Source organism: Rhodococcus sp. ACS1 (assembly GCF_002300155.1).
Classification (GTDB): domain Bacteria; phylum Actinomycetota; class Actinomycetes; order Mycobacteriales; family Mycobacteriaceae; genus Rhodococcus_F; species Rhodococcus_F koreensis.
Map to the genome: position 1 here is coordinate 180,902 of NZ_NSDZ01000011.1, position 20,725 is coordinate 201,626.

Genomic DNA, 20,725 nt, shown 5'->3' on the forward strand with positions numbered 1-20,725 from the left:
TACCCGGAAAGTCACCGCTCCGCCACCGCGGGCAGGAGCCGGGCCACATCGAGGGCGTGATCGGGGTGATCGGCGGGCACGATGCCGGAGTAGACGGCCGTCCAGCAACCGGGGCAGCACAACTGCCGGAAGACGACCGGGGCGTCCACGTACTCTGCCGGATCGGACGTGACCTGCGGCCCGGCCGTCGACGACGGGCCCTCGAACCGCGCCAGATCGAGGGAGGTGCTGTTCTTCTCGTCGCCGAGGAGGCGTCCGCACTGGGCGCACGCGATCACCCGGGTGTCTCCGACGGTGACCTCGGCCAGGTTGTCGTCGAGCCTGCGCGCCCCGGCGAGGTCGACCACGGGGGCGTCCGGCAGGGTTCCTCCGGAGCGATTCCGGCGCTCTGTGCGCATCGCGTCCCGCCGATCCGAGGTCCGGATCTCATCGGCGTCACCGTCGGCGAGGACGACACCGTAGACGGTCTCGGCACCGTGCTCGGTGACCTTGCCCTCGCGGACGTCGGCGGCCACCGCGGCCGGATCGCGCAGCAGGGGGTCACCGTATCCGCCGCCGCCCTGCCAGTGCATGTAGAGCACTTCGCCTGGGGCGACATAGCTTTCGGCGTAGCAGGCACCGAATTCGCGACCGCCGCCGAGGTCGTCCAGCGAGCCCGGGATGCGGCCGGCAGCGAACTGCTCGACCACGCCGGTGTCGCGGGCGAGGACTTCCACCCCGGTGTTGCCGGGGTAACCGCCTGCGAGTCCGTTGTTCTGGGCGACGGCCTTGCCCGCGGACGCCAGGACCAATCCCATCGGCAGGCTGGTGCCGTACGGGGTGACGGCGATCGAGGCACTCACACCGCCGCGCTGGCGTCCCGGCCCGCCGGAGTCGGGTTCCTCCCGGCGCCACAGCGTCAGCAGCGGGTAGAGGAATTCGGTCATCTCGGTGTCCGGGATCCGGCCCATCGGAATACAGAACAGGCCACCGGTGTCCATGCCGTCGGCGGTCGGGCGGGCCCCGTACCCACCGGACATGGGTTCCATCATGATGTTCAGGAACGGCACCGACTGCTCGGGCCGCTCATCGAGACCGGCGATCACCGCGGTGTCCCACGTGCCGCAGCACGCGGCCTGAACGCTCTTGCCGAGATCGACGGAACGGTCGAGCATCTGGGACAGGCACTCGGCGATCAGCGTGCCCGTCAGCCAGGCCGGTCCGATCGGTCCGCGGCTGACCGCGGCGGGGAACGTGGCGTTGTTGATCGTGCCCTCTTCCGAGACCAGATCGAAGCAGCGCATCAGCCCGCCGGCGGACCACGGGATGTCACCCGCGAGGATCGGCAGGAGGGCGAGCATCACGCCGCCCCGCATGCCGGCGTACGTGCAGTTGATGACACCGGTCTGCGGATCGGTGCCGGTGAAGTCGAAGGTGAGATGGTCCGCGGTCTTCGTCATCGCCACGGTGATCTTGTGAATTCCGCGGTCACCGGTATGGGACTGGTCCTGGTAGCCGGTGGCCTTCCACGTGCCGTCCGGCAACGAGTCGAGTTTGCCGCGCAGACGCCCCTCGGCGTCCGCCATCATCCGCTTCATCACGGCCTTGACGGTGTCGGCGCCGTACTGCTCGATCACCGCGAGCAGACGGTTGCGACCGACGGTGTTGGCGCCGATCTTCGCGCGCAGGTCGAGGCCGACGAGCATCGGCACCCGCGACCGCCGCACCCAGGCGTCGGCGACGTCGCGCTGCAGTTCGTAGTCGCGGACCACCTTGATCGGCGGGGTGGGCAACGACTCGGAGAAGACGTCCTTCGCCGACGGGTCGAACGAACCGAGCCCGGACCCGCCGAGGTCGGGTTCGTGGCAGATGGCGCTGGTCCACCCGAACAGCTTGCCGTCGTAGAAGACCGGCTGGTAGACGATCACGTCGCTCTGGTGCAGGCCGCCCCCGACCCACGGGTCGTTGCACAGGAACATGTCGCCCTCGGTGATGCCCGGGTTGGTGGCGCGGTGCCGGAGGGTCCAGTAGATGGCGAGGTCGACGGCGCCGACGAGCATCGTGTTGTACAGGCCGACCTGGACTTCCTGGCCGATCTCGTCGCTGATCGCGAAGTCGAAGTCGTTCGCGTCGGTGACGATGGGGGAGCCGGACATCCGTTTGAGGGCCTCGCCCATCTCGTCGGTGACCGACCACAGCCGGTGCCGGATGACCTCGTAGGTCAGCGGGTCGAGTTCGTCGATCTGCTCCTGGGTGACGCTGTGGACGGGCAGCGACGGCGGCAGTGAGCGTGAGAGTTCGTCGGGGTCGATCGGTCGGCTCGAGAAAATTTCGGCGCCGGGGATTTGCATGGTCATCTTCGGGTGCTCCTACTGGGCGACGATGTTGAGGTTGCCGAGGCGGTCGACGGTGCCGGTGGTCTCGTGCGGGACGACGACCGTCGTGGTGGGGACCTCGACGATCGCGGGGCCCTGGAGGACGTGTCCGGCGAGCAGTTTGCTGTAGTCGTAGACGTCGGTGTCGGTGTAGCCGATCCGCCCGTCCAGGCACACCTTGCGGGTGCCGATCTTTGCGGCGGACGCGTCGGCCGAGTCCGCGGATTTCAGTTCGGGCAGGGTGGGGGAGAAGGGCAGGACGCCGGTGACGCGCACCCGGTAGGTGATCGCCTGGATCCCGGCCTCCCGGAATCCGCTGTCCTGTCCGTAGAGTTCGGCGTAGCGCTGCTCGAACAGGTCCGACGCCCGGGCGACTCCCTCGGCGTCGAGGCTTCCGGCCGGCACCGGTGTCGCCACTTCCGCCAGCTGCATGGTGTAGCGCATGTCGATTTCCCGTTCGACCTCCACGCCGGTGAACTTCAGCCCCTGCCGGTCGAGCGCTGCCCGGACCTGGTGCTCGAGCTGGTCGAAGTTGCGTTCGGCCCGGACGGGATCGAGTGGCATCGCGGCCGGGTCCGACAGCTCGGCGGCGAGCACGATGTTCGACGACGCCAGACCGTAGGCGGAGAACGCGGAGGCCACCTGGCCGAGCGGGACGACGACCTCGCGGACCCCGACCTCGCGGGCGTAGGCGGCGCAGTGCGCTGGGCCGGCACCGCCGAATGCGTAGAGCACGAAGTCGCGAGGATCGTGTCCGGCCTCGACCACGGTCTTGCGGAGCAGGTCACCGGTCTGGGCGTTCTGCACCGCGTAGATCGCGGCGGCGGCGTCCTCGATCGACAGGCCCAGGGGTTCGGCGATCCTGGTGCGGATCGCTTCCCGTGCGAGTTCTTTGTCGAGTGGTTTGCGGCCACCGAGAAGGCCGCGTTCGGGCAGGATCCCGAGCACCAGGTTCGCGTCGGCGTTGGTGGGTTCGGTGCCGCCCTGCCCGTAGCAGGCAGGCCCGGGCACGGCCTGCGCGCTGTGCGGGCCGATCTGCAGGTTGCCGCCCTGGTCGACCCAGGCGATCGCGCCGCCGCCGGATCCGATGGCGTGCACCTCGAGGGTGGGGACGTTGATCGGGTGATGGTTGATGATCGTGCTGGACGCGCGCACGGGCTCACCGTCGACGACGAGTCCGACGAGGAAGGTGGTGCCGCCGACGTCGGTGGCGATGATGTTGCGGTGCCCGAGCTGGGTGCCGAGCGACACCGCTCCGACGACGCCGCCGGTGAGCACCGATCCGACGGTGCTGATCGCGTTCTTCGGCGCCTCGGCGGCGGCGACGGCGCCGCCGTTGCTCTGCATCACCAGCAGCGGTCCGGCGAGCTTCCGGTCACGCAGCTTCGTCTCCAGTTCGCCGAGGTAGTCCCGCAGCCCGGGGCCGATCTGGGTGCTCATGATGGTGGTCGCGTTGCGGGCGAACTCGCGGATACGCGGGCTCACCTCACTCGACAGGGACACGAACATCGTCGGGTCGATCTCGTGGACGAGTTCGCGGATCCGCTGCTCGTGCGCCGGGTTGCGGAACGACCAGAGCAGCGAGACCGCGATGCCCGACACTCCGTCGTCGACGAGGGCGTGAATCGCCTCGCGGGCGGAATCCTCGTCCAGTGCCACGACGATGTTGCCGTCGCGGTCCAGGCGCTCCGTCACCTCGAGGGCATGCTTCTTCGGTACCAGGCCGTGAGACTTGCTCTGCCCCATCACGTTCTGCAGCTGCTCCGGGGAGCTGCCCAGATACCGCCCCTCGACGTTCATGATGTAGATCGAGTCGCGGTGACCCTTGGTGGTGAGGAACCCCACCGGCGGCACGTTCCCCATGACCAGGGCATTGAGCGAGGACGTGGTCCCGTGCGCGATGTGGTGTGTGTTCGCCAGCATCTCCTCGACCGGACACCCCAGTTGCTCGGCGAGCACGTCGAGGACGTCGATCACGCCCTGCGAATAGTCCGGCGGGGTCGAGGGAGCCTTCGCGGCGAGAACTGTGCCGGCATTGTCGTCCAATACCGCATCCGTGAACGTGCCACCGACGTCCACTCCGATCACATATGCCATTACCTCTGCGCTCCTTCGAAATGAGGTGGAAGTTCCCGACCGGTGCGAGGTCGTCCTCCAACACCGTCTTACGTCAATGTCGAGTATTCGACGTGTCTGATGACATGTCAAGAGCAGGCTGTGAGAGCAGTCACGTCCCGGGCGCTGCCTACGGGCCCGGACGTGGGGGCTTGACGAATTGTCGCGAACGTCGAATACTCGGCATGAGCGTAAATCACCGCGCGCCGGGGTGCTCACTCCCCCGCTTCGCGACAATTCGACATCAGAAGGGCACACCATGGGGATTCATCGCATCGGACTCGTCGTCCCGAGTTCCAATGTGACCGTCGAGACGGAGATGCCGGCGCTGCTCGGTCAGCACGCCGACGCACAGTTCTCGTTCCACTCGAGCCGGATGCGCATGCAGGCCGTCTCGCCCGAGCAACTGCGGGCGATGAATGCCCAGCGTGAGCGGTGCATTCTCGAACTCGGCGACGCCGGAGTCGACGCCGTCCTCTACGCCTGCCTGGTCGCGCTGATGTCGGTCGGACCGGGTGAGCATCAGCGCGTCGAAGGGCTGGTCGCCGAACAACTCGCCACCGGCGGCTCCGAGGCGGCGGTCCGCTCGAGTGCCGGCGCGCTGATCGAAGCGCTCCGGGCGATCGGGGCCGAGCGCATCGCGCTCGTCACCCCCTACCTGCGCCCCCTCGCGGAGCAGGTCGTCGCGTATATCGAGGCCGAAGGCATCCAGGTCCACGACTGGCGCGCACTCGAGGTCGCCGACAACGCCGAGGTCGGATGCATCCCCGGCGACCGGGTGATGGACGCCGCCCGATCCCTGGACCTGCAGGGCGTGGACGCACTCGTGATCTCCGCCTGCGTGCAGATGCCCTCGCTTCCCCTGGTGCAGGCCGCCGAGGACGAGTTCGGGTTGCCCGTCCTCTCCGCCGCCACCGCCGGCGCCTACAGCCTGCTGCGCGCCCTCGACCTCACCGTCGACATCCCCGGCGCCGGCAGTCTGCTCCGCGCAGACGCACCGGCCGCCGCCCGTCAGTAACCCCGAACCCCTTGGAGTTCACCATGTCCGAACTGCAGCACACCGTCAAAGGCGTCGATCACGTCGCCTATCCGACCTTCGATCCGGCCGGCACCGTCAAGTTCTACCGCGACGTGCTCGGGTTCCCGGTCGTCCACTCGATCTGCGCGGCCGGGTGGGGACCGGAGAAGCACCCCGACTTCATCCACTTCTTCTTCGACATCGGCAACGACGACCGGCTGGCCTTCTTCTACTACTTCGGTCTCGAACCCTTCGACGGCGGACCGCAGGGTGACTCGTACTCCCGCTTCGCCGAGGACGTCCCGATCTTCTTCATCCGCTCCCGGCACCTCGCCATCCACGTCGACAGCGAGGACGACCTGATGGAATACCGCCACCGCCTCGACGGCAGCGCGTGGCCGGTGGAGATGCAGATCCAGCACGAGACGATCGAGTCGATCTACACCCACGACCCCAACGGCTACATGATCGAGATCACCCGGGCGCTGCGCCCGGTCACCCCGCAGGAAGACCTCGACGCCAACCTCACCATCGACGCCCTCGTCGACGTGGCGACCGGGCCCGACCCCAGCATGGACGCCCTGCTGACCCGCAAGGCAGAACTGATCACCGAACGCGCCGCCGCCTGGCAACAGCAACAGGAATCGAAGGAGATGGCGACCCGATGACCACCCTGTTCGTCCTCGACGTCCCCGAGAACACTGCGGTCGCGGAGGTCGCGGGCCGTGATCCGGCGGTCACCGTCGACCACGTCGGACCCTACTTCCGGATCGTGTCCGACTCCGACATCGTCATCGACCGGCGGACCACCGGCTGCCGTCACGCCGTCTGGTACAGCAGCGTCGCCGGACTGGCGCAGTCCCGGATCACCCAGTGGGACAAGGACGCCATGCGGATCGAGCCGCGATGAGCGCGGACACCCGGCGGCTCGGCGCCGGCCGGTACATCGACGCCGCGCAGGCGCCGGACAGCACCGTCACGTCGGTGCACGAACTCGCGACCGCGGACGGGGCGAAAACCACCGGTGTGCTGCGGGTCGTCCCCGGCGCCCGTACCGTCGTCGCACTCATGCACCCCCGCCAGGACCTGACGCACCACGTGCTTGTGCCCGAACTGCTCGCCCGCGGTTACGCGGTGTGGACGCAGGGCACCCGCTCGGTCAACAACGACGTCGCCCTGGTGCACGAGCAGGCTCTGCTCGATGCGGCGGCCGGTCAGGTCTTCTTGCGCGAGAAGAGTTTCGAGCACGTCGTCACCCTGGGGCACTCGGGCGGCGGCACCTTGTTCGCGTTCTATCACCAGCAGGCCGGTCTGCCCGGGGCGGAGCGGTTGGCCCACACTCCCGCCGGACGACCGATCGATCTGGCCGGGGCACAGATGCCGCTGCCCGACGGCGCGGTGTTCATGGCCCCGCACCCCGGGCAGGGCGCCCTGCTGCTCCGGTTGATCGACCCGTCCGTCGTCGACGAATCCGATCCGTTGACGGCCGATCCCAAGCTGAATCCGTTCGATCCCGCCAACGGATTCGCCGAACCCCCACACAGTTCGGCGTATGCACCCGAGTTCGTCACCCGCTACCGGGCAGCGCAGCACGACCGCGTCGCCCGCCTCGACGAGATCGCCCGGCAGCGTGTCGACGAGGCCGCCGACGCGCGTCGCCGGTACAGGGGCACCGCCGAACCGGCCGACCGACGCGCCGCGCTCGTGCCCCGCGTCCTCACCGTCTACCGCACCGACGCGGACCTGCGGTTCACCGACCTGTCCCTGAGCCCCAACGAGCGCCCCTACGGGTCGCTGTTCGGCCGGCGGCCGGATCTGACCAACTACGGTCTCGTCGGCTTCGGCCGCTTCGCCACCCCCGATGCCTGGCTGTCGACGTGGTCCGGACTCAGCACCAACGCCGACTTCCTGCGCTGCGCGCCCGCCGTGACCGCCCCCGCCCTGTTCGTCGAACTCACCGCCGACCAGGCCTGCTTCCCCGACGACGCCAAAACCATGTGCGATGCCCTCGGGTCGGCGGACAAGACCCACGTCCGGGTCGCCGGCACCCACTTCGGCGGACCCATCGCCGAGGGCGCACCCACCGGGGCAGCCCTCGCCGCGGCCGACATCGGCGCCTGGCTGTCCGACCGATTCTCCTGACCCCCTTTACATCCGGACACCCGATACCGCGTCGCGGTCGTCGGGCACCCGGTCGAGCGGAGTACACATGACTGCCCGCCCCACCACCGCCCCCGTCATCAGTCTCTGCCTGTTGGCGCTGGTCCTCGAGGGGTACGACCTGCTGATGTACGGCACCGTCGTTCCCTCCCTCCTCGCGTACGCGCCCTGGCAACTCGACGCCACCGACGTCGGCATGCTCGGCTCCCTCACCGGCGTGGGAATGCTCGTCGGCGCGCTGGTCGCCGCCGGCGTCGCCGACCGCTGGGGCCGCCGCCGCACCCTCCTCGCCGCGGTCCTGGTGTTCTCCGCCGCGATGGGTGTCTGCGCACTCGCGCCCACCCCGGCGGTATTCGGTGTCGGCCGGATGGCGGTCGGAGTCGGCGCCGGCGTCCTCATGCCGACCGCTGCCTCCACCTTGATCGAGTTCTCCCACAGTCGAACCCGGGCACGCTCGGTCGCGATGGGATTCGTCGGCACCAGCATCGGCGGAATTCTGGCCGGTGTGCTGTCGCTGTGGCTCGTGCCCACGTTCGGATTCCGGGCGATGTTCGTGGCCGGGCTGGTTCCGGCACTGCTGTTCCTGCCCCTGATGCTCCGGTATCTCCCCGAATCGCCCGCATACCTGACCGCCCGCGGCCGCACCACCCCGGCCACGGCGATCGCCGCCCGGTACGGGCTCGAACCCGAGCCCGCCACCTCGACCGGTCCGCACTCCGAACACCGACTGCGTGCACTGTTCGGCAGCGAACGGACGACCGCGACACTGCTGTTCTGGGGCATGACCCTCGTGTGTCTGCTGGTGCTCTTCGGTGTCGCGACGTGGCTGCCCGCCCTGATGAAGTCGGCCGGATATCCACTGGGGGCCGCGCTGTCCTTCCTGCTGACCCTGAACGTCGGCGGCGCAGTCGGAGCCCTCGGCGGCGCCGCACTCGCCGACCGGTACGGGATCAAACCCGTCACCGCACTCGGATTCCTCTGCGCCGCAGTCTCACTGATCCTGATCGCCACCGGTCCGCCCATCGCCGTCGTCTACCTGCTGGTGCTGCTCGCCGGCGTCGGCACCACCGGAACCCAGATCCTGCTCAACACGTTCATCGGCGGTCACTACCCCGCGGCATGCCGGACGACCGGCATCGGAATGGCACTCGGAGTCGGACGCATCGGGGCGATCATCGGACCGACGTACGGCGGCTTCTTCGTCGCCGTCGGAGCGGGCACCACCTGGCAGCTGCTGGCCTTCGCCGCCCCGGCCGTCGTGGGCGCAGCACTGGCCGCACTCGTACCACTGCGAAGGGACGACGTGAACCCGACACCGGCCGTGTCGGCCACCGACCCCACCGACCGCGAAGCTGTGCGATGACCCTCGGCGCGATTTCCGGATTCGTTGCCGCGCGCCACGGTTGGCGACTGATGCGATCCATCGAACCCGTCAGCTCGAACACGAAGCCGCCACGCCATTCAAGTCGGAAGCTGACAGGACTTGTCCGCAATTTCGCTCGAAACTGAGGGATTCCCTGAGTTCCGACTGGAAATCCGCGTGGCGTTCATCGGCGCAGTGTGTGGGAGGGCGGTTCGCCGAACTTTTGCTGGTAGAACCGGGCGAACCGGCCGAGGTGGTTGAAACCCCATCGGTAGGCGATGTCGCTGACGGTGGCCGTGTCGTCGGTGGCGGTCAGAAGGTCGGACCGCACGCGTTCGAGGCGGACACTGCGCACGTACACCGAGGGGCTCATGTCGTATCGGTCCCGGAAGAGTTTTTGTAATTGGCGTGCGCCCACACCGGATACGCGAGCCAGGTCGGTGATGGTGTGCTGGGCGCCGGGGGTGCTCTCGATCAGTTCGACGACCTTCTGCAATGCCCTCGGATTCTCCGGGGTGTCGTCGGCGTGGAGTGCTTCGGTCAGGGAGTGGCTGTGGTTGAGCAGCAACCCGGTGATGAGGGCGCGTTCGAGGAGGTCGACCTGGGCGGCGAGGACCCGACGGGGGATCGGGCCGGGGTCGTTGATGGTGTCGACGAGAATCTGCAGTGTCGACCACCACCGGCGTCCCGGTGACGTGGTCAGGTCGAGACCGATGTCGAACTTCACTCGCCGATCGAGGGGCCGCCCCAGGATGTGGGTGAGTTCGGTTTCGAGTGTTCCGCGGTCGATCTTGATGCAGATCTGGGTGGCATCGGCGCTCCACGAGGGCAGGATGGTGTGCTCGTTCGGGGTGAAGACGGCGGCATGTCCTGGGGTAGCGATGATCTGCTGCGCACCGCATCGGGAATCCACTGCCCCGGACAGGGGGATGTTGATGTGGTAGCCACCCACATCGCCGGGGTCGATGAGTACCTCGGCGCCGAAGTGCACGATTCCCAGGGTGAGGTGGCTCAGTCGCACGGCGGAGAGCCGTGCGTGCGTCAGGTGTGTATGCGGCCTGACCAGGTCGAGGCGAGCGGGGTAGAAAACACTGTTGACGCCGGCCCGGTAGACGTCGAGATCGTCCGATCGGTACACCGTGCCGCCCGGCAGCTCGACCGGGAAGACCGGCGCCGTGTCCGGTGGGTCCTGAGGATCGATCACACGCATTACGTCCTTTTCTCACTGTTCGAGCACCCTCGGCGCCGGGTTCCGAAGGCGTCCGCGTCGGCACCTGGGTGTGGGTTCGCAAAGCGGCCAGGCCCTCTCCGAAAGGGGATTTCCGCCCGCCGCACGCACCTCTACCGTCGGATTTAGCACGACAGAGTGACCTACGCAACAGACCTTCTTGCGTGGTGTTGCGAGCCACCCCACCGAGGAGCACTCACATGACTACCGCACCTGGCCGTGAGCCGACCGCATCCGCCGCTGGCATCGACCCGAAGAACTTCCGGGATCTGATGTCCCGGGTCTGCGCACCGGTGACGATCGTGACGACTGCCGACGACGACGGCCCTCATGGAGCTACTGCCAGCTCGTTCGCCGCACTGTCGCAGGACCCGCCGCTGATCACGGTCGCCTTCGATCGTCGATCCGCGCTATTGCAGCGCATCCGATCCAGTGGCCGCTTCGGGATCAACCTGCTCGGGCACGGACAGGACGATCTTGCGATGGTGTTCGCCAGCCGCGGTGCCGGCGCCGAGCGATTCAACAGCACCCCCTGGTATCACGACACCGGCCTGCCACGCATCGACGGCGCCGCCGGCTGGGTCGCCTGCGAGTTGTACGACACCGTCGAGGGTGGTGACCATCTGCTGCTGTTCGGCCTGGTCACCAAGGTCAGTAAGGCGGAGTTGCCTCCGCTGGTGTACGCGCACCGCACCTTCGGCACCCATTCCCGCTACGCCGAACGTCCCCGCCGACCGATCGTCGACCAGATTGCCGCCTGCGCGTCGAGCTGAATCAGCCTTCCTGCCTGCATCTACCCCATTTTCTGAAAGGTTCCATCATGACAACCGTCACCGAACGCGCTAGCTCCAGCGCATCTGTCCCCACCGCAACCGACCTCGTCGGTCGTGTCCGCGAGATCGCGCCCATCTTGACGAAGAACGCCGCCGAGGGTGAGCGCAACCGCCGCGTCGTCGAGGAATCGATCCAGGCGATGACCGATGCCGGGCTGTTCAAGCTCGCGGTACCGAAGCGGTACGGCGGTTATGAGACCTCGATGCGCACCATGCTCGATGTCTCCGCCGCGGTTGCCGAGTCCGACGGGGGCACCGCGTGGGTGCTGACGCTGACCAACGTGTGTGCCTGGCTGACCGGGTTGTTCCCGACCCGCGCTCAGGACGAGGTGTTCGGCGCGGACCCGGACGCGAAGGTGTCCGGTGTTCTGACACCGACGTCGGAGACCACCCGGGTCGACGGTGGCTACCGGGTCACCGGCCGCTGGTACTACAACTCGGGATCCTGGCATGCCACCTGGGCGGTCCTGGGGATCCCGATCACCAACGACGCCGGTGAGGTCATCGATCAGGGGCTCGCTCTCATCCCGACGAGCGAGATGCAGCTCGAGGACACGTGGTTCGTCGCAGGCATGAAATCCTCCGGCAGCAATTGCCTGGTGGCGACGGATGTGTTCGTGCCCGACCACCGCGTGATGGCGGTACCGCCGGCGATCGAGGGAACGTACCCGTCGGAGAATCTGGCCGACGAGCCCTTCTACCGTTCCGCATTCGTCCCGATTCTCGCGCTCGTCCTGGTCGGGCCCCAGCTCGGTTTGGGGCGAGCCGCCCTGCAGCTCGTGCAGGCCAAGGCGAACAAGCCGATCGCCTACACCTACTTCACTGCGCAGTCCGACTCTGTCGCCTTTCAGTTGCAAGTCGCCGAGGCCGCGATGTTGATCGACACCGCCCATTTGCACGCGTACCGGGCGGCGGACGACATCGACACCGCGGCAGCAACCGGCACCTACCCGGACTTCACGCAACGCGCCCGGCTGCGCGCCGATACCGGCCTCGTCGCCGAGAGCATCGTCAAGGCAATCAACATCCTGCTCAGTGCGCACGGTGCCGGCAGTTTCGCCGACGTCAATCCCCTCCAGCGGATTTGGCGGGACTCCTCCACCGCCGCCCGCCATGCCGTCGTCGCCCCGGCGGTGGCGTTCGAGTCGTACGGGAAAGCGCTTCTCGGTGTCGAGGAACGGATCACACCGCTGATCTGAGCACGCGGAGCAATCCCTCGTCCACCAATTGCTGTGGCCAAAAGATGTTCCGCTCAGCACTATTCACACCCTTCTGTAGGAGATCAGTTTCATGCGTATCGCCAACATCGATGGTCAAGCCGCCCTCGTGATCAGGGAAACCGGCGCGGAGCGGGCCGTCGACATCGCCCACGCCTCCCGCGGCCGGTTCGGCCCGAGCCTGCAGGCACTCTACGAAGCCTGGGACGACGTCACCGAATGGGCCGCAGTCCAGGACCTCTCGGCTCTGGCCGACGACAGCTTCCCGATCGACCGGTCCCACCTCCGGGCACCCTCACCGGCTCCCCGGCAGGTGTTCGCCGTCGGCCTGAACTACCACGCCCACGCCGCCGAATCCGGCTTCGAATCCCCCACCCACCTGCCACCGGTCTTCACCAAATACGCCTCCAGCTTCACCGGCCCCGACACCGACGTGATCATCCCCACCGGCGGCAACGTCGACTGGGAGGTCGAACTCGTCGCCGTCATCGGCCGCGAAGCCGGCAACATCGACGCCGCCGACGCCTGGTCCCACATCGCCGGACTCACCGCCGGACAGGACATCTCCGAACGCATCACCCAAACCCGTGGCCCCGCACCACAATTCGGTCTCGGCAAATCCTTCGCCGGGTTCTCCCCGCAAGGACCGTGGCTGGTCACCCCCGACGAGTTCGCCGACCCCGACGACCTCGAACTCGGCTGCACCATCGACGGCGAACAAGTGCAGAAAGGCCGCACCCGCGACCTGATCTTCCCCGTCTCCACGCTCATCGCCACCCTCTCCCACACCGTCACCCTCTACCCCGGTGACGTGATCTTCACCGGCACCCCCGCCGGTGTCGGTGTCGGCCGCAACCCGCAACGGTTCCTGCAGCCCGGCGACACACTCCACAGCTGGATCGACGGCATCGGCGAACTGCACCAGAGATTCGTCGCCGAACCCGACGCGCAGTAAGGACACCACGTCATGGCACTACACGGACTGGGCAAGGTCACCATCGGCGTCCCCAACGTCGACGACACCATCGCCTACTACACCGACTTCGGACTCGAACACCACGGACACGGGGTGTTCGCCACCCGCAACGGCGGCGAACAACTCCACATCGTGCACGCACCGACCCGGCGACTGGTCGAGCTGACCGTCGCCGCCGACGACCCCGACGACATCGCCGCCACCACCAGGCGTTTGCACGGGCTCGGGCAGGCCGTCGAACAGGACGGCACGTCCGTCAGCGCCGTCGAACCGATCACCGGCACCCTGGTGCGGGTACAGGTCCGGCCCCGGATCGTCATCGAGCCCGCGGTGTCGCCGACGCCGTACAACGGCCCGGGCCGGATCGACCGGTGGGGGCGGGCCCCGTTCCTCACCCGCACCGAGCCGGTACGCCCCCGCAAACTCGGACACGCGGTGATCGGGTCCACCGACCTCGAGACCACCATGAAGTTCTTCACCGACGGCCTCGGCTTCAAGGTCAGCGACTACATGGGCGACAAGGCCGCGTTCCTGCGCTGCTCCGTCGAGCACCACAACGTCCTCGTCATGGCCGCACCGGTGAACTTCATGCACCACACAAGCTGGCAGGTCGACGACATCGACGAGGTCGGCCGCGGCGCCCACACCATGCTCGAGAACAACCCCGAACGCCACATCTGGGGACTCGGCCGCCACCACGCCGGCGCGAACTTCTTCTGGTACCTCAAGGACCCCGCCGGGAACTTCTCCGAGTACTACTCCGACATGGACACCGTCCCCGAAGACGAACTCTGGTCCCCGGAGGTGCTGCACGGACTTCAGGGCCTCTACGCCTGGGGACCGCCGCCCCCGCCGTCGTTCCTCGAACCCGACGACCTCGCAGCCCTGATGACCGGAGCGCATTCCGCGAAGGGGTGATCGGGTTGGAATTCGCGCGATACGCGCACTCAACCCGCTAGGAACGGGTCCGTGCCACGACCGGAGCGCCTCTTCACCCGCAGGCACGGACCAAGGGGCACGGTCCGGGGCGTCGGTGGTCGACGCCCCGGACCGTGCCCGTCACCCGCTCGTTGCTGTTGTACGACTGAGAGACACTGATGACCTGCGCAGCGAATCCCGTCCGACCGGCACATGACACGTGGGCGTGGCGTCTGCACGCCCTCTGCCGATCGATGGACCCCTACCTGTTCTTCGCCCCCGAGGACGAGCCGAAAGGGCCCCGAGTGCGACGCGAACGGGAGGCGAAACGCATCTGTCTGCGCTGCCCGGTGCTCGACCAGTGCCGCGAGTATGCGCTCTCGGCCCGCGAAGGATACGGGGTCTGGGGCGGAACCTCCGAACTCGACCGACGAACCGCTTTCACCACCACCAGCTCTGCCCAGAACACGGCCCAAGGAGCCCCATCATGGCCATCGGCCACGTCGTCATCTTCACCTTCACGCCGAACCTGCCCGCCGAGACACTGACGGCGCTCGCCGAGTCCCTCGACGCCCTGTCGGCGGCAACCGCCGGCATCGAGTCCTACCGGCACGGACCCGACGTGCGGGTTCGTCCGGGAAACGCCGACTACGCGGTCTCCGCGGTCTTCACCGACCACGATGCCCTCACCGCGTACATGACCTCGCCCGAACACCAGCGCATCATCACCGAACTCATCGTGCCCCACCTACGCGACAAGAGCTCGGTACAGTTCCCCGTCTCCTCCCACTGATACCGGAACAACACCGTGTCCCGGATCAGTTAACGCCTCCGTCTTTGACCGCGAAGTAGTCGCCGATAGTCGCAGAACATCGTTCGGCCGGAGGCACTCGCACTCAGCACTCGAACCCCGAAATACCGACGTAACTACAAGCAGGAGCCATCCGTTTCTCTTTCGGGTGCGCAGTGTCACCGAACTGTCCGCGATCTCACCTGGAAGTTCGACGGACGCGACTCGTCGTTTACTCGAATCGTGCACAAGATGTGGAGAATGGTGCGCATAGTGCGTCTTACGGACGTCCGAGCGGGGCGGCACTCTGGTCTACAGCTACAAGACGAGTCCCACCCGAGAGAGCTCTTTACTCCGCAGGCAGGGCACGTCGACAGCGAACAGGTGCTTTCCGTGAAGCTTGAAGGAGCTAGCCATCATGTCGTTTGTTCTCAAGCCCGCCGCTGGTGAGCCGACGCAGCGTACGAGCAACCCGGCTGTGGTCGATACTGTCGCATCGGTCATCGCCGACGTGCGCACCAACGGCGACGATGCGGTCAGGAAGTACTCGCAGCAGTTCGACGGGTGGTCCCCGAAGTCGTTCCGCCTGAGCGAGGACGAGGTGCGCTCCATCGTGTCATCCATTCCGGAGTCGACACTGGACGATCTTCGATTCGCGCAGCGTCAGATTCGCGGATTCGCTCAAGCGCAGAAGGACTCGATCCAGGACTTCGAGACCGAGACCCTGCCGGGAGTTTTCCTGGGACAGCGCAACATTCCAATCGACGCCTCGGGCGCCTACGTTCCCGGCGGCCGGTACCCGCTGACGGCCTCGGCGCACATGACGGTGCTGACGGCCAAGGTGGCTGGTGTCGAGCGGGTGGCCGCGACTACTCCTCCCAACGAGGGACTTCCGCCGCAGATCAGTGTCGCGGCGATGCACCTCGCCGGAGCGGACGAAATTCTGGTGCTCGGTGGAGTGCAGGCCATCGCTGCGCTGGCACTGGGAACAGAGACCATCGCGCCGGTCAGCATCCTGACCGGGCCTGGCAACGCATATGTCGCCGAAGCGAAGCGTCAGCTCTTCGGTGAAGTCGGAATCGACCTGTTCGCGGGCCCCACGGAGACCCTGATCGTCGCCGACGATTATGCCGATCCCTTTACCGTCGCGGTCGACCTGCTCAGTCAAGCCGAACATGGGCCAGACTCACCGTGTGTCCTGATCACCACCTCCGAGGCAGTCGGCCGTGCGGTGCTCGATCACATCGATGCGCTGCTTCCCGGGTTGCAGACCAACGCCATCGCCGGACCGGCGTGGCGTGATTACGGCCAGATCCACGTCACGGACACCCTCACCGAGGCGTATGCGCTGGCGGATCGGTTCGCGTCCGAGCACGTGCAGATCCTCACCGAGGAGCCGCGGCAGGCGCTCGAATCGATGCGGAACTATGGGGCGTTGTTCCTCGGTGAGGGAACCTGTGTTCCCTATGGGGACAAGGTGATCGGCACTAACCATGTGCTTCCGACATTGGGGGCGGCGCGATACACCGGTGGTCTGTGGGTGGGTAAGTTCCTCAAGACCCTCACCTACCAGGAGGTGCGTGATCCTGCTGCCAGCGCCCAGCTCGGCGAGATCTGCGGACGTCTGTCACGGCTCGAGAAGTTCGAAGGCCATGCCAGGTCGGGTGATCTGCGGGCCGCGAAGTTCGGTGGCGCCGACCTGCTCTGGGGAGAGATTCCCACCCGCGCCGTGACCGAACAATGACCCGGATCGAGCACGATCTCCTCGGTGACCGCGAGGTTCCGGCGGGCGCGTACTACGGCGTGCATACGCTGCGGGCCATCGAGAACTTCCCGATTACTGGTGTTCCGATCTCCGCGCATCCGGATCTGGTGTCGGCGCTTGCCGCGGTCAAGCAGGCTGCGGCGCAAGCGAACGCCAACCTCGGATTGATCGGACTGCGCGAGGCGGGGGCGATCACGAGGGCGTGCGAGGAGATCCGCTCGGGTGCCCTGCACGACCACTTCGTCGTCGACGTCATCCAGGGTGGGGCCGGCACATCGACCAACATGAACGCGAACGAGGTCGTGGCCAACCGCGCCCTCGAGTTGCTGGGGCATGCAAAGGGGGACTACGAGTTCCTTCATCCGCTCGAGCAGGTCAACCTCGGCCAGAGTACGAACGATGTCTACCCCACTGCAGTCAAGATCGGTCTCCAGACGGCGTTGGTGCATCTACGTCAAGCCATGGGGGAGTTGGCCACCGCATTCGCGGGCAAGGCCGCCGAGTTCGTCGATGTCCTCAAGGTCGGTCGTACCCAGTTACAGGATGCGGTGCCGATGACCCTCGGGCAGGAGTTCGGAACGTACGCGCTCATGCTGGACGAGGACGCGGAGCGGCTCGCCGAGTCGGCGGCCCTGATCTCGGAGATCAACCTTGGTGGCACAGCCATCGGCACGGGGCTCAATGCCCACCCCGAGTACGCATGGCGCGTCCGCGCGCATCTCGCCGCTATCACGGGGTTGTCCTTGATCACCGCGTCGGATCTGATCGAAGCGACCCAGGACGTCGGGGCGTTTGTTCAGCTGTCCGGGGTGCTCAAGCGCACCGCGGTGAAGCTGTCGAAGGTCTGCAATGATCTGCGTCTTTTGTCCTCGGGACCGCGTGCGGGACTGGGGGAGATCACGCTTCCGCCCGTGCAGGCGGGTTCGTCGATCATGCCCGGCAAGGTCAACCCCGTGATCCCGGAAGTAGTCAATCAGATCGCATTTCGTGTCATCGGAAACGATCTGACCGTAACGATGGCGGCCGAGGGCGGGCAGCTTCAGCTCAACGCGTTCGAGCCGATCATCGCGCACAGCCTCTTCGAGTCGATCGAACTGCTGACTCGGGGTTGCAGAACGCTCGCGCAGCGCTGCGTCGTCGGTATCGACGCGAATACCGAACACCTGCAGCAGATGGTGGCTGCCTCGATTGGAGTCGTGACCGCACTCAACCCGTATATCGGGTACACCGAGGCCACGACCATCGCCGCGGACGCTCTTGCGAGCGGCCGCACGGTCGTCTCGCTCGTCCTCGAACGTGAACTGCTCACGCAGGATCAATTGGACAAGATCCTCGATCCGCAAAACTTGACGCGAAGTGTCGATCCCATCGACGGGTACGCGACCGTCGCCGACCGTGCCGACAGCAAGCATCGAGTCCCCGACCCCATCTGACATCGATCCGACGTCACTGCACAGTGTGGGCAAACAGTCACCTCGAGCGTGCGCGCAACGCCGCTCGTATTGCCCCCGAAACAGATCTACCGTCGTAGAAGTACACGAGCTGGCGCCGCGAAGGTGGCGCCGACAACCAGGAGCAGCTCCCATGCCCGACCTTTTCGCCCCTGACCAACCTTCGGTCATCACCAATCCGCCCCAGGTCGTCAATTGCGATGTCGCCATCATCGGCTCCGGCATGGGCGGCGGCACCCTGGCCTACGCCCTGCGTGAGTCCGGGGCGCGCGTGCTCATCATCGAACAGGGCGACTTCCTGCCCCGTGAGCGCGAGAACTGGTCGATCAAGGCGGTAGTGGCCGAGGGGCGCTACAAGAATTCTGCACCCTGGTACGACGAAATCTCCAAGAAAAGCTTCATTCCTGGGAATTACCACTACGTGGGCGGCAGCACCAAACTCTACGGTGCCACGCTGCCCCGATTCCGGGAGCACGACTTCGGAGAGGTCGAACACCCCGACGGTATCTCCCCAGCCTGGCCGATTTCCTACGCAGACCTCGAATCCCACTACGGTGAGGCCGAGCACATGTTCTGGGTGCACGGCAACAAGGGCGAAGATCCCACTGACCCGTGGCGCTCGACCGACTACCCCTTCCCCGGCATCGCCCACGAAGGAGCCATGGCCCGGCTGGCGGACAGCGCGCGCCGACAAGGCCTCCACCCATTCGCCGCACCACAGTCCCTCGACGTCCGCCCCGGCGGCGCCTGCGTGCTGTGTCCGACGTGCGACGCCTTCCCCTGCATGATCGATGCGAAAGGCGACGCCGACGTCTCCGCGGTGCGCCCAGCTCTCAAATCAGACACGGTCAAACTCCTCACCAATGCCGAGGTGACCCGCCTGAACACGGACCGCACCGGTCGTCAGGTCACCAGCGCCCAGGTGCGACACAACGGCAGCACGATCACCGTGCAGGCACAACGGTTCGTGGTCGCCGCCGGTGCCGCGAACACGGCCGCACTGCTGCTGCGCTCGTCGTCGTCCACACACCCCAACGGGCTGGCGAATTCCTCCGACCAGGTCGGGCGGAACTACATGGCGCACGTGACGACGTTCTTCCTGGCAATCGACCCCCGTCGCACGAACGACGCCGTCTATCAGAAGACCATCGGCATCAACGACTGGTACACAGCCGGTGCCGACAACCGGTATCCGCTCGGGAACGTGCAGGGTCTGGGCAAGCTGCGCGGCGAGATGGCAAAGCGCGCACGCCCACTCATCCCCACCCCGATCCTCGAGGGGGTCACCCGGCACACCCTCGACCTGTTTCTGCAAACCGAAGACCTCCCGCTACCGGAAAACCGGATCGCGCTCAACTCGAACGGAGACATCACGGTGAGGCGCACAGCCACCAACATGGCCTCACATCGAGAACTGATCAAGCGGATGAAGAAACTCGTCCACCGCGCCGGATTCCCGATCACCTTGCACGAAGGTCTCGGTGTCGAGGCGACCTCCCATCAGTGCGGTACCGCCCGCATGGGTGACGACCCTGCGACGAGTGTTCTCGACGCCGATCTCAAGGCGCACGATCTCGACAATCTGTGGATCGCGGACAGCTCCCCCTTCCCGTCGTCGGCTGCGGTCAACCCGGCGATCACCGTGGCTGCCCTCGCCCTTCGGTTGGGTCACTCCGGCGCACTGACCGCCTGAGGCCGACCCAGAAAGCATAAACGGACCGCCCGCGGTCGTCGACGGATGACAGTCGATGGCCGCGGGCGGCCGTTGTTGGCGTCCGTGCCGTTGGATCTGCTGTGTCAAAGCAGTATTCGACCCTGAATCCGAACGTGTCGGATCCAGGGTCGGGGTTGTCAGAGCCAGCGGTCGCTCGGCGGCGCCATCCGCTCACCCGGAAGTCCCGCGTAGAACGAACCACCGGGGCACGAGGTGAGTTCCATGTGCATGCCCCACGGTGTGAGGAAGTAGAACCACCGCTGCCCGGCAACGGGGGAGGCCGGCGCGACATCGTTCGGGCCTGCCATGACGACCACGCCCGGAATCGAGCGGACGTAGTCGTAGCCTTCGTCGATGTCGTCGACGTAGAGGGCGAGGTGATGGCCGCCGATGTCACTGTTGCGAGGAGGCTGGGTGGATTGGTCGGGCACCGAGTACTCGAACAACTCGATGTTGGTGGTCAGCCCGAGACGGACCATCGCGAGACGGCACTTGGCGTCGGGGTGGACGTTGAGACGGCGAGCCATGCCGTCCTCGCTGTCGGAAAAGGGGCCGTCGAAGAAGATGCACTCGCCGGCGAAGTGGTCGACGAAGAAGGCGACCGCGGCATCGAGATCGGGCACGGTGTAGGCGACGTGATCGACCGAGCGCACGGTGGGAATCTTCGGATTTCGTGAAACATGTTCAGACACAGTTGTTGTCCATCCATTATGGGGATTCGAGTGGGAGGCAGAAGTTCGGGTTCTGCACCGATCGTGATCGGTCTGCCGAGGACGGCCCGAGGATACGGAGCGCTACCGATCGCGCATTCTCACTTTACGGC

Annotated in this window: 18 protein-coding genes; 14 read left to right on the plus strand and 4 right to left on the minus strand. The window is 66.6% G+C overall.

What is annotated here, in order from left to right; all coding sequences use genetic code 11:
* Positions 1-11: 11 nt before the first annotated feature.
* Both CJ179_RS42275 and CJ179_RS42280 read right to left on the minus strand, forming a co-directional pair.
* A complete protein-coding gene (locus CJ179_RS42275) occupies positions 12-2,336 on the minus strand; it encodes a hydantoinase B/oxoprolinase family protein (protein ID WP_072942631.1) in 2,325 nt (774 codons plus the stop codon).
* A gap of 12 nt (positions 2,337-2,348) precedes the next feature.
* Entirely contained in the window at positions 2,349-4,451 is a 2,103-nt protein-coding gene (locus tag CJ179_RS42280; RefSeq protein ID WP_072942633.1) for a hydantoinase/oxoprolinase family protein, read from the minus strand.
* Positions 4,452-4,728: 277 nt separating this feature from the next.
* Between CJ179_RS42280 and CJ179_RS42285 the strand changes: the two genes are divergently transcribed.
* From CJ179_RS42285 to CJ179_RS42305, 5 genes are all read left to right on the plus strand, one after another.
* On the plus strand, positions 4,729-5,487 hold the full coding sequence (locus CJ179_RS42285; protein ID WP_072942635.1) for a maleate cis-trans isomerase: 759 nt from the start codon (positions 4,729-4,731) through the stop codon (positions 5,485-5,487).
* A 23-nt stretch (positions 5,488-5,510) separates the two neighbouring features.
* Entirely contained in the window at positions 5,511-6,155 is a 645-nt protein-coding gene (locus CJ179_RS42290; RefSeq protein WP_095865678.1) for a VOC family protein, read from the plus strand.
* Positions 6,152-6,397, plus strand: coding sequence for a hypothetical protein (locus CJ179_RS42295; RefSeq protein ID WP_072942636.1), 246 nt, complete (start codon positions 6,152-6,154; stop codon positions 6,395-6,397). The genes CJ179_RS42290 and CJ179_RS42295 overlap by 4 nt, the downstream gene beginning before the upstream one ends.
* Positions 6,394-7,629, plus strand: coding sequence for an alpha/beta hydrolase (locus CJ179_RS42300; protein WP_095865422.1), 1,236 nt, complete (start codon positions 6,394-6,396; stop codon positions 7,627-7,629). The genes CJ179_RS42295 and CJ179_RS42300 overlap by 4 nt, the downstream gene beginning before the upstream one ends.
* Before the next feature lie 67 nt (positions 7,630-7,696).
* Positions 7,697-9,010, plus strand: a complete 1,314-nt coding sequence (locus CJ179_RS42305; protein ID WP_095865423.1) for an MFS transporter — start codon at positions 7,697-7,699, stop codon at positions 9,008-9,010.
* Positions 9,011-9,194: 184 nt separating this feature from the next.
* Here CJ179_RS42305 and CJ179_RS42310 read toward each other — a convergent pair whose 3' ends face one another.
* Positions 9,195-10,214, minus strand: a complete 1,020-nt coding sequence (locus tag CJ179_RS42310) for an AraC family transcriptional regulator (RefSeq protein ID WP_257016065.1) — start codon at positions 10,212-10,214, stop codon at positions 9,195-9,197.
* 224 nt (positions 10,215-10,438) lie between these two features.
* On the opposite strand from CJ179_RS42310, the gene CJ179_RS42315 reads away from it, so the two are divergent.
* The 9 genes from CJ179_RS42315 to CJ179_RS42355 all read left to right on the plus strand — a co-directional run bounded on the left by CJ179_RS42315 (position 10,439) and on the right by CJ179_RS42355 (position 19,881).
* The gene (locus CJ179_RS42315; RefSeq protein WP_218834911.1) at positions 10,439-11,011 is read left to right on the plus strand and encodes a flavin reductase family protein; all 573 of its coding nucleotides are present in this window, start codon (positions 10,439-10,441) and stop codon (positions 11,009-11,011) included.
* Between the two features lie 47 nt (positions 11,012-11,058).
* On the plus strand, positions 11,059-12,270 hold the full coding sequence (locus CJ179_RS42320) for an acyl-CoA dehydrogenase family protein (RefSeq protein WP_095865425.1): 1,212 nt from the start codon (positions 11,059-11,061) through the stop codon (positions 12,268-12,270).
* 91 nt (positions 12,271-12,361) lie between these two features.
* A complete protein-coding gene (locus CJ179_RS42325) occupies positions 12,362-13,243 on the plus strand; it encodes a fumarylacetoacetate hydrolase family protein (protein ID WP_095865426.1) in 882 nt (293 codons plus the stop codon).
* A gap of 12 nt (positions 13,244-13,255) precedes the next feature.
* A complete protein-coding gene (locus tag CJ179_RS42330; protein WP_095865427.1) occupies positions 13,256-14,182 on the plus strand; it encodes a VOC family protein in 927 nt (308 codons plus the stop codon).
* A 179-nt stretch (positions 14,183-14,361) separates the two neighbouring features.
* Positions 14,362-14,730, plus strand: coding sequence for a WhiB family transcriptional regulator (locus CJ179_RS42335; RefSeq protein ID WP_095865428.1), 369 nt, complete (start codon positions 14,362-14,364; stop codon positions 14,728-14,730).
* Positions 14,670-14,975, plus strand: a complete 306-nt coding sequence (locus CJ179_RS42340; protein WP_095865429.1) for a Dabb family protein — start codon at positions 14,670-14,672, stop codon at positions 14,973-14,975. Before CJ179_RS42335 ends, CJ179_RS42340 begins: the two co-directional genes overlap by 61 nt.
* A 415-nt stretch (positions 14,976-15,390) precedes the next feature.
* Positions 15,391-16,716 carry a histidinol dehydrogenase gene (gene hisD, locus CJ179_RS42345; protein ID WP_072942659.1) on the plus strand — a complete coding sequence of 442 codons (1,326 nt, stop codon included), beginning with the start codon at positions 15,391-15,393 and terminating at the stop codon, positions 16,714-16,716.
* Positions 16,713-18,170, plus strand: a complete 1,458-nt coding sequence (gene aspA, locus CJ179_RS42350) for an aspartate ammonia-lyase (RefSeq protein WP_095865430.1) — start codon at positions 16,713-16,715, stop codon at positions 18,168-18,170. Before hisD ends, aspA begins: the two co-directional genes overlap by 4 nt.
* Positions 18,171-18,321: 151 nt before the next feature.
* Positions 18,322-19,881 carry a GMC oxidoreductase gene (locus tag CJ179_RS42355; protein WP_095865431.1) on the plus strand — a complete coding sequence of 520 codons (1,560 nt, stop codon included), beginning with the start codon at positions 18,322-18,324 and terminating at the stop codon, positions 19,879-19,881.
* Between the two features lie 158 nt (positions 19,882-20,039).
* Here the strand turns inward: CJ179_RS42355 and CJ179_RS42360 are convergent, their stop codons facing one another.
* Positions 20,040-20,555 (minus strand): VOC family protein, encoded by a 516-nt coding sequence (locus tag CJ179_RS42360; RefSeq protein WP_218834912.1) that lies wholly within the window; start codon positions 20,553-20,555, stop codon positions 20,040-20,042.
* Between the last annotated feature and the right edge of the window lie 170 nt (positions 20,556-20,725).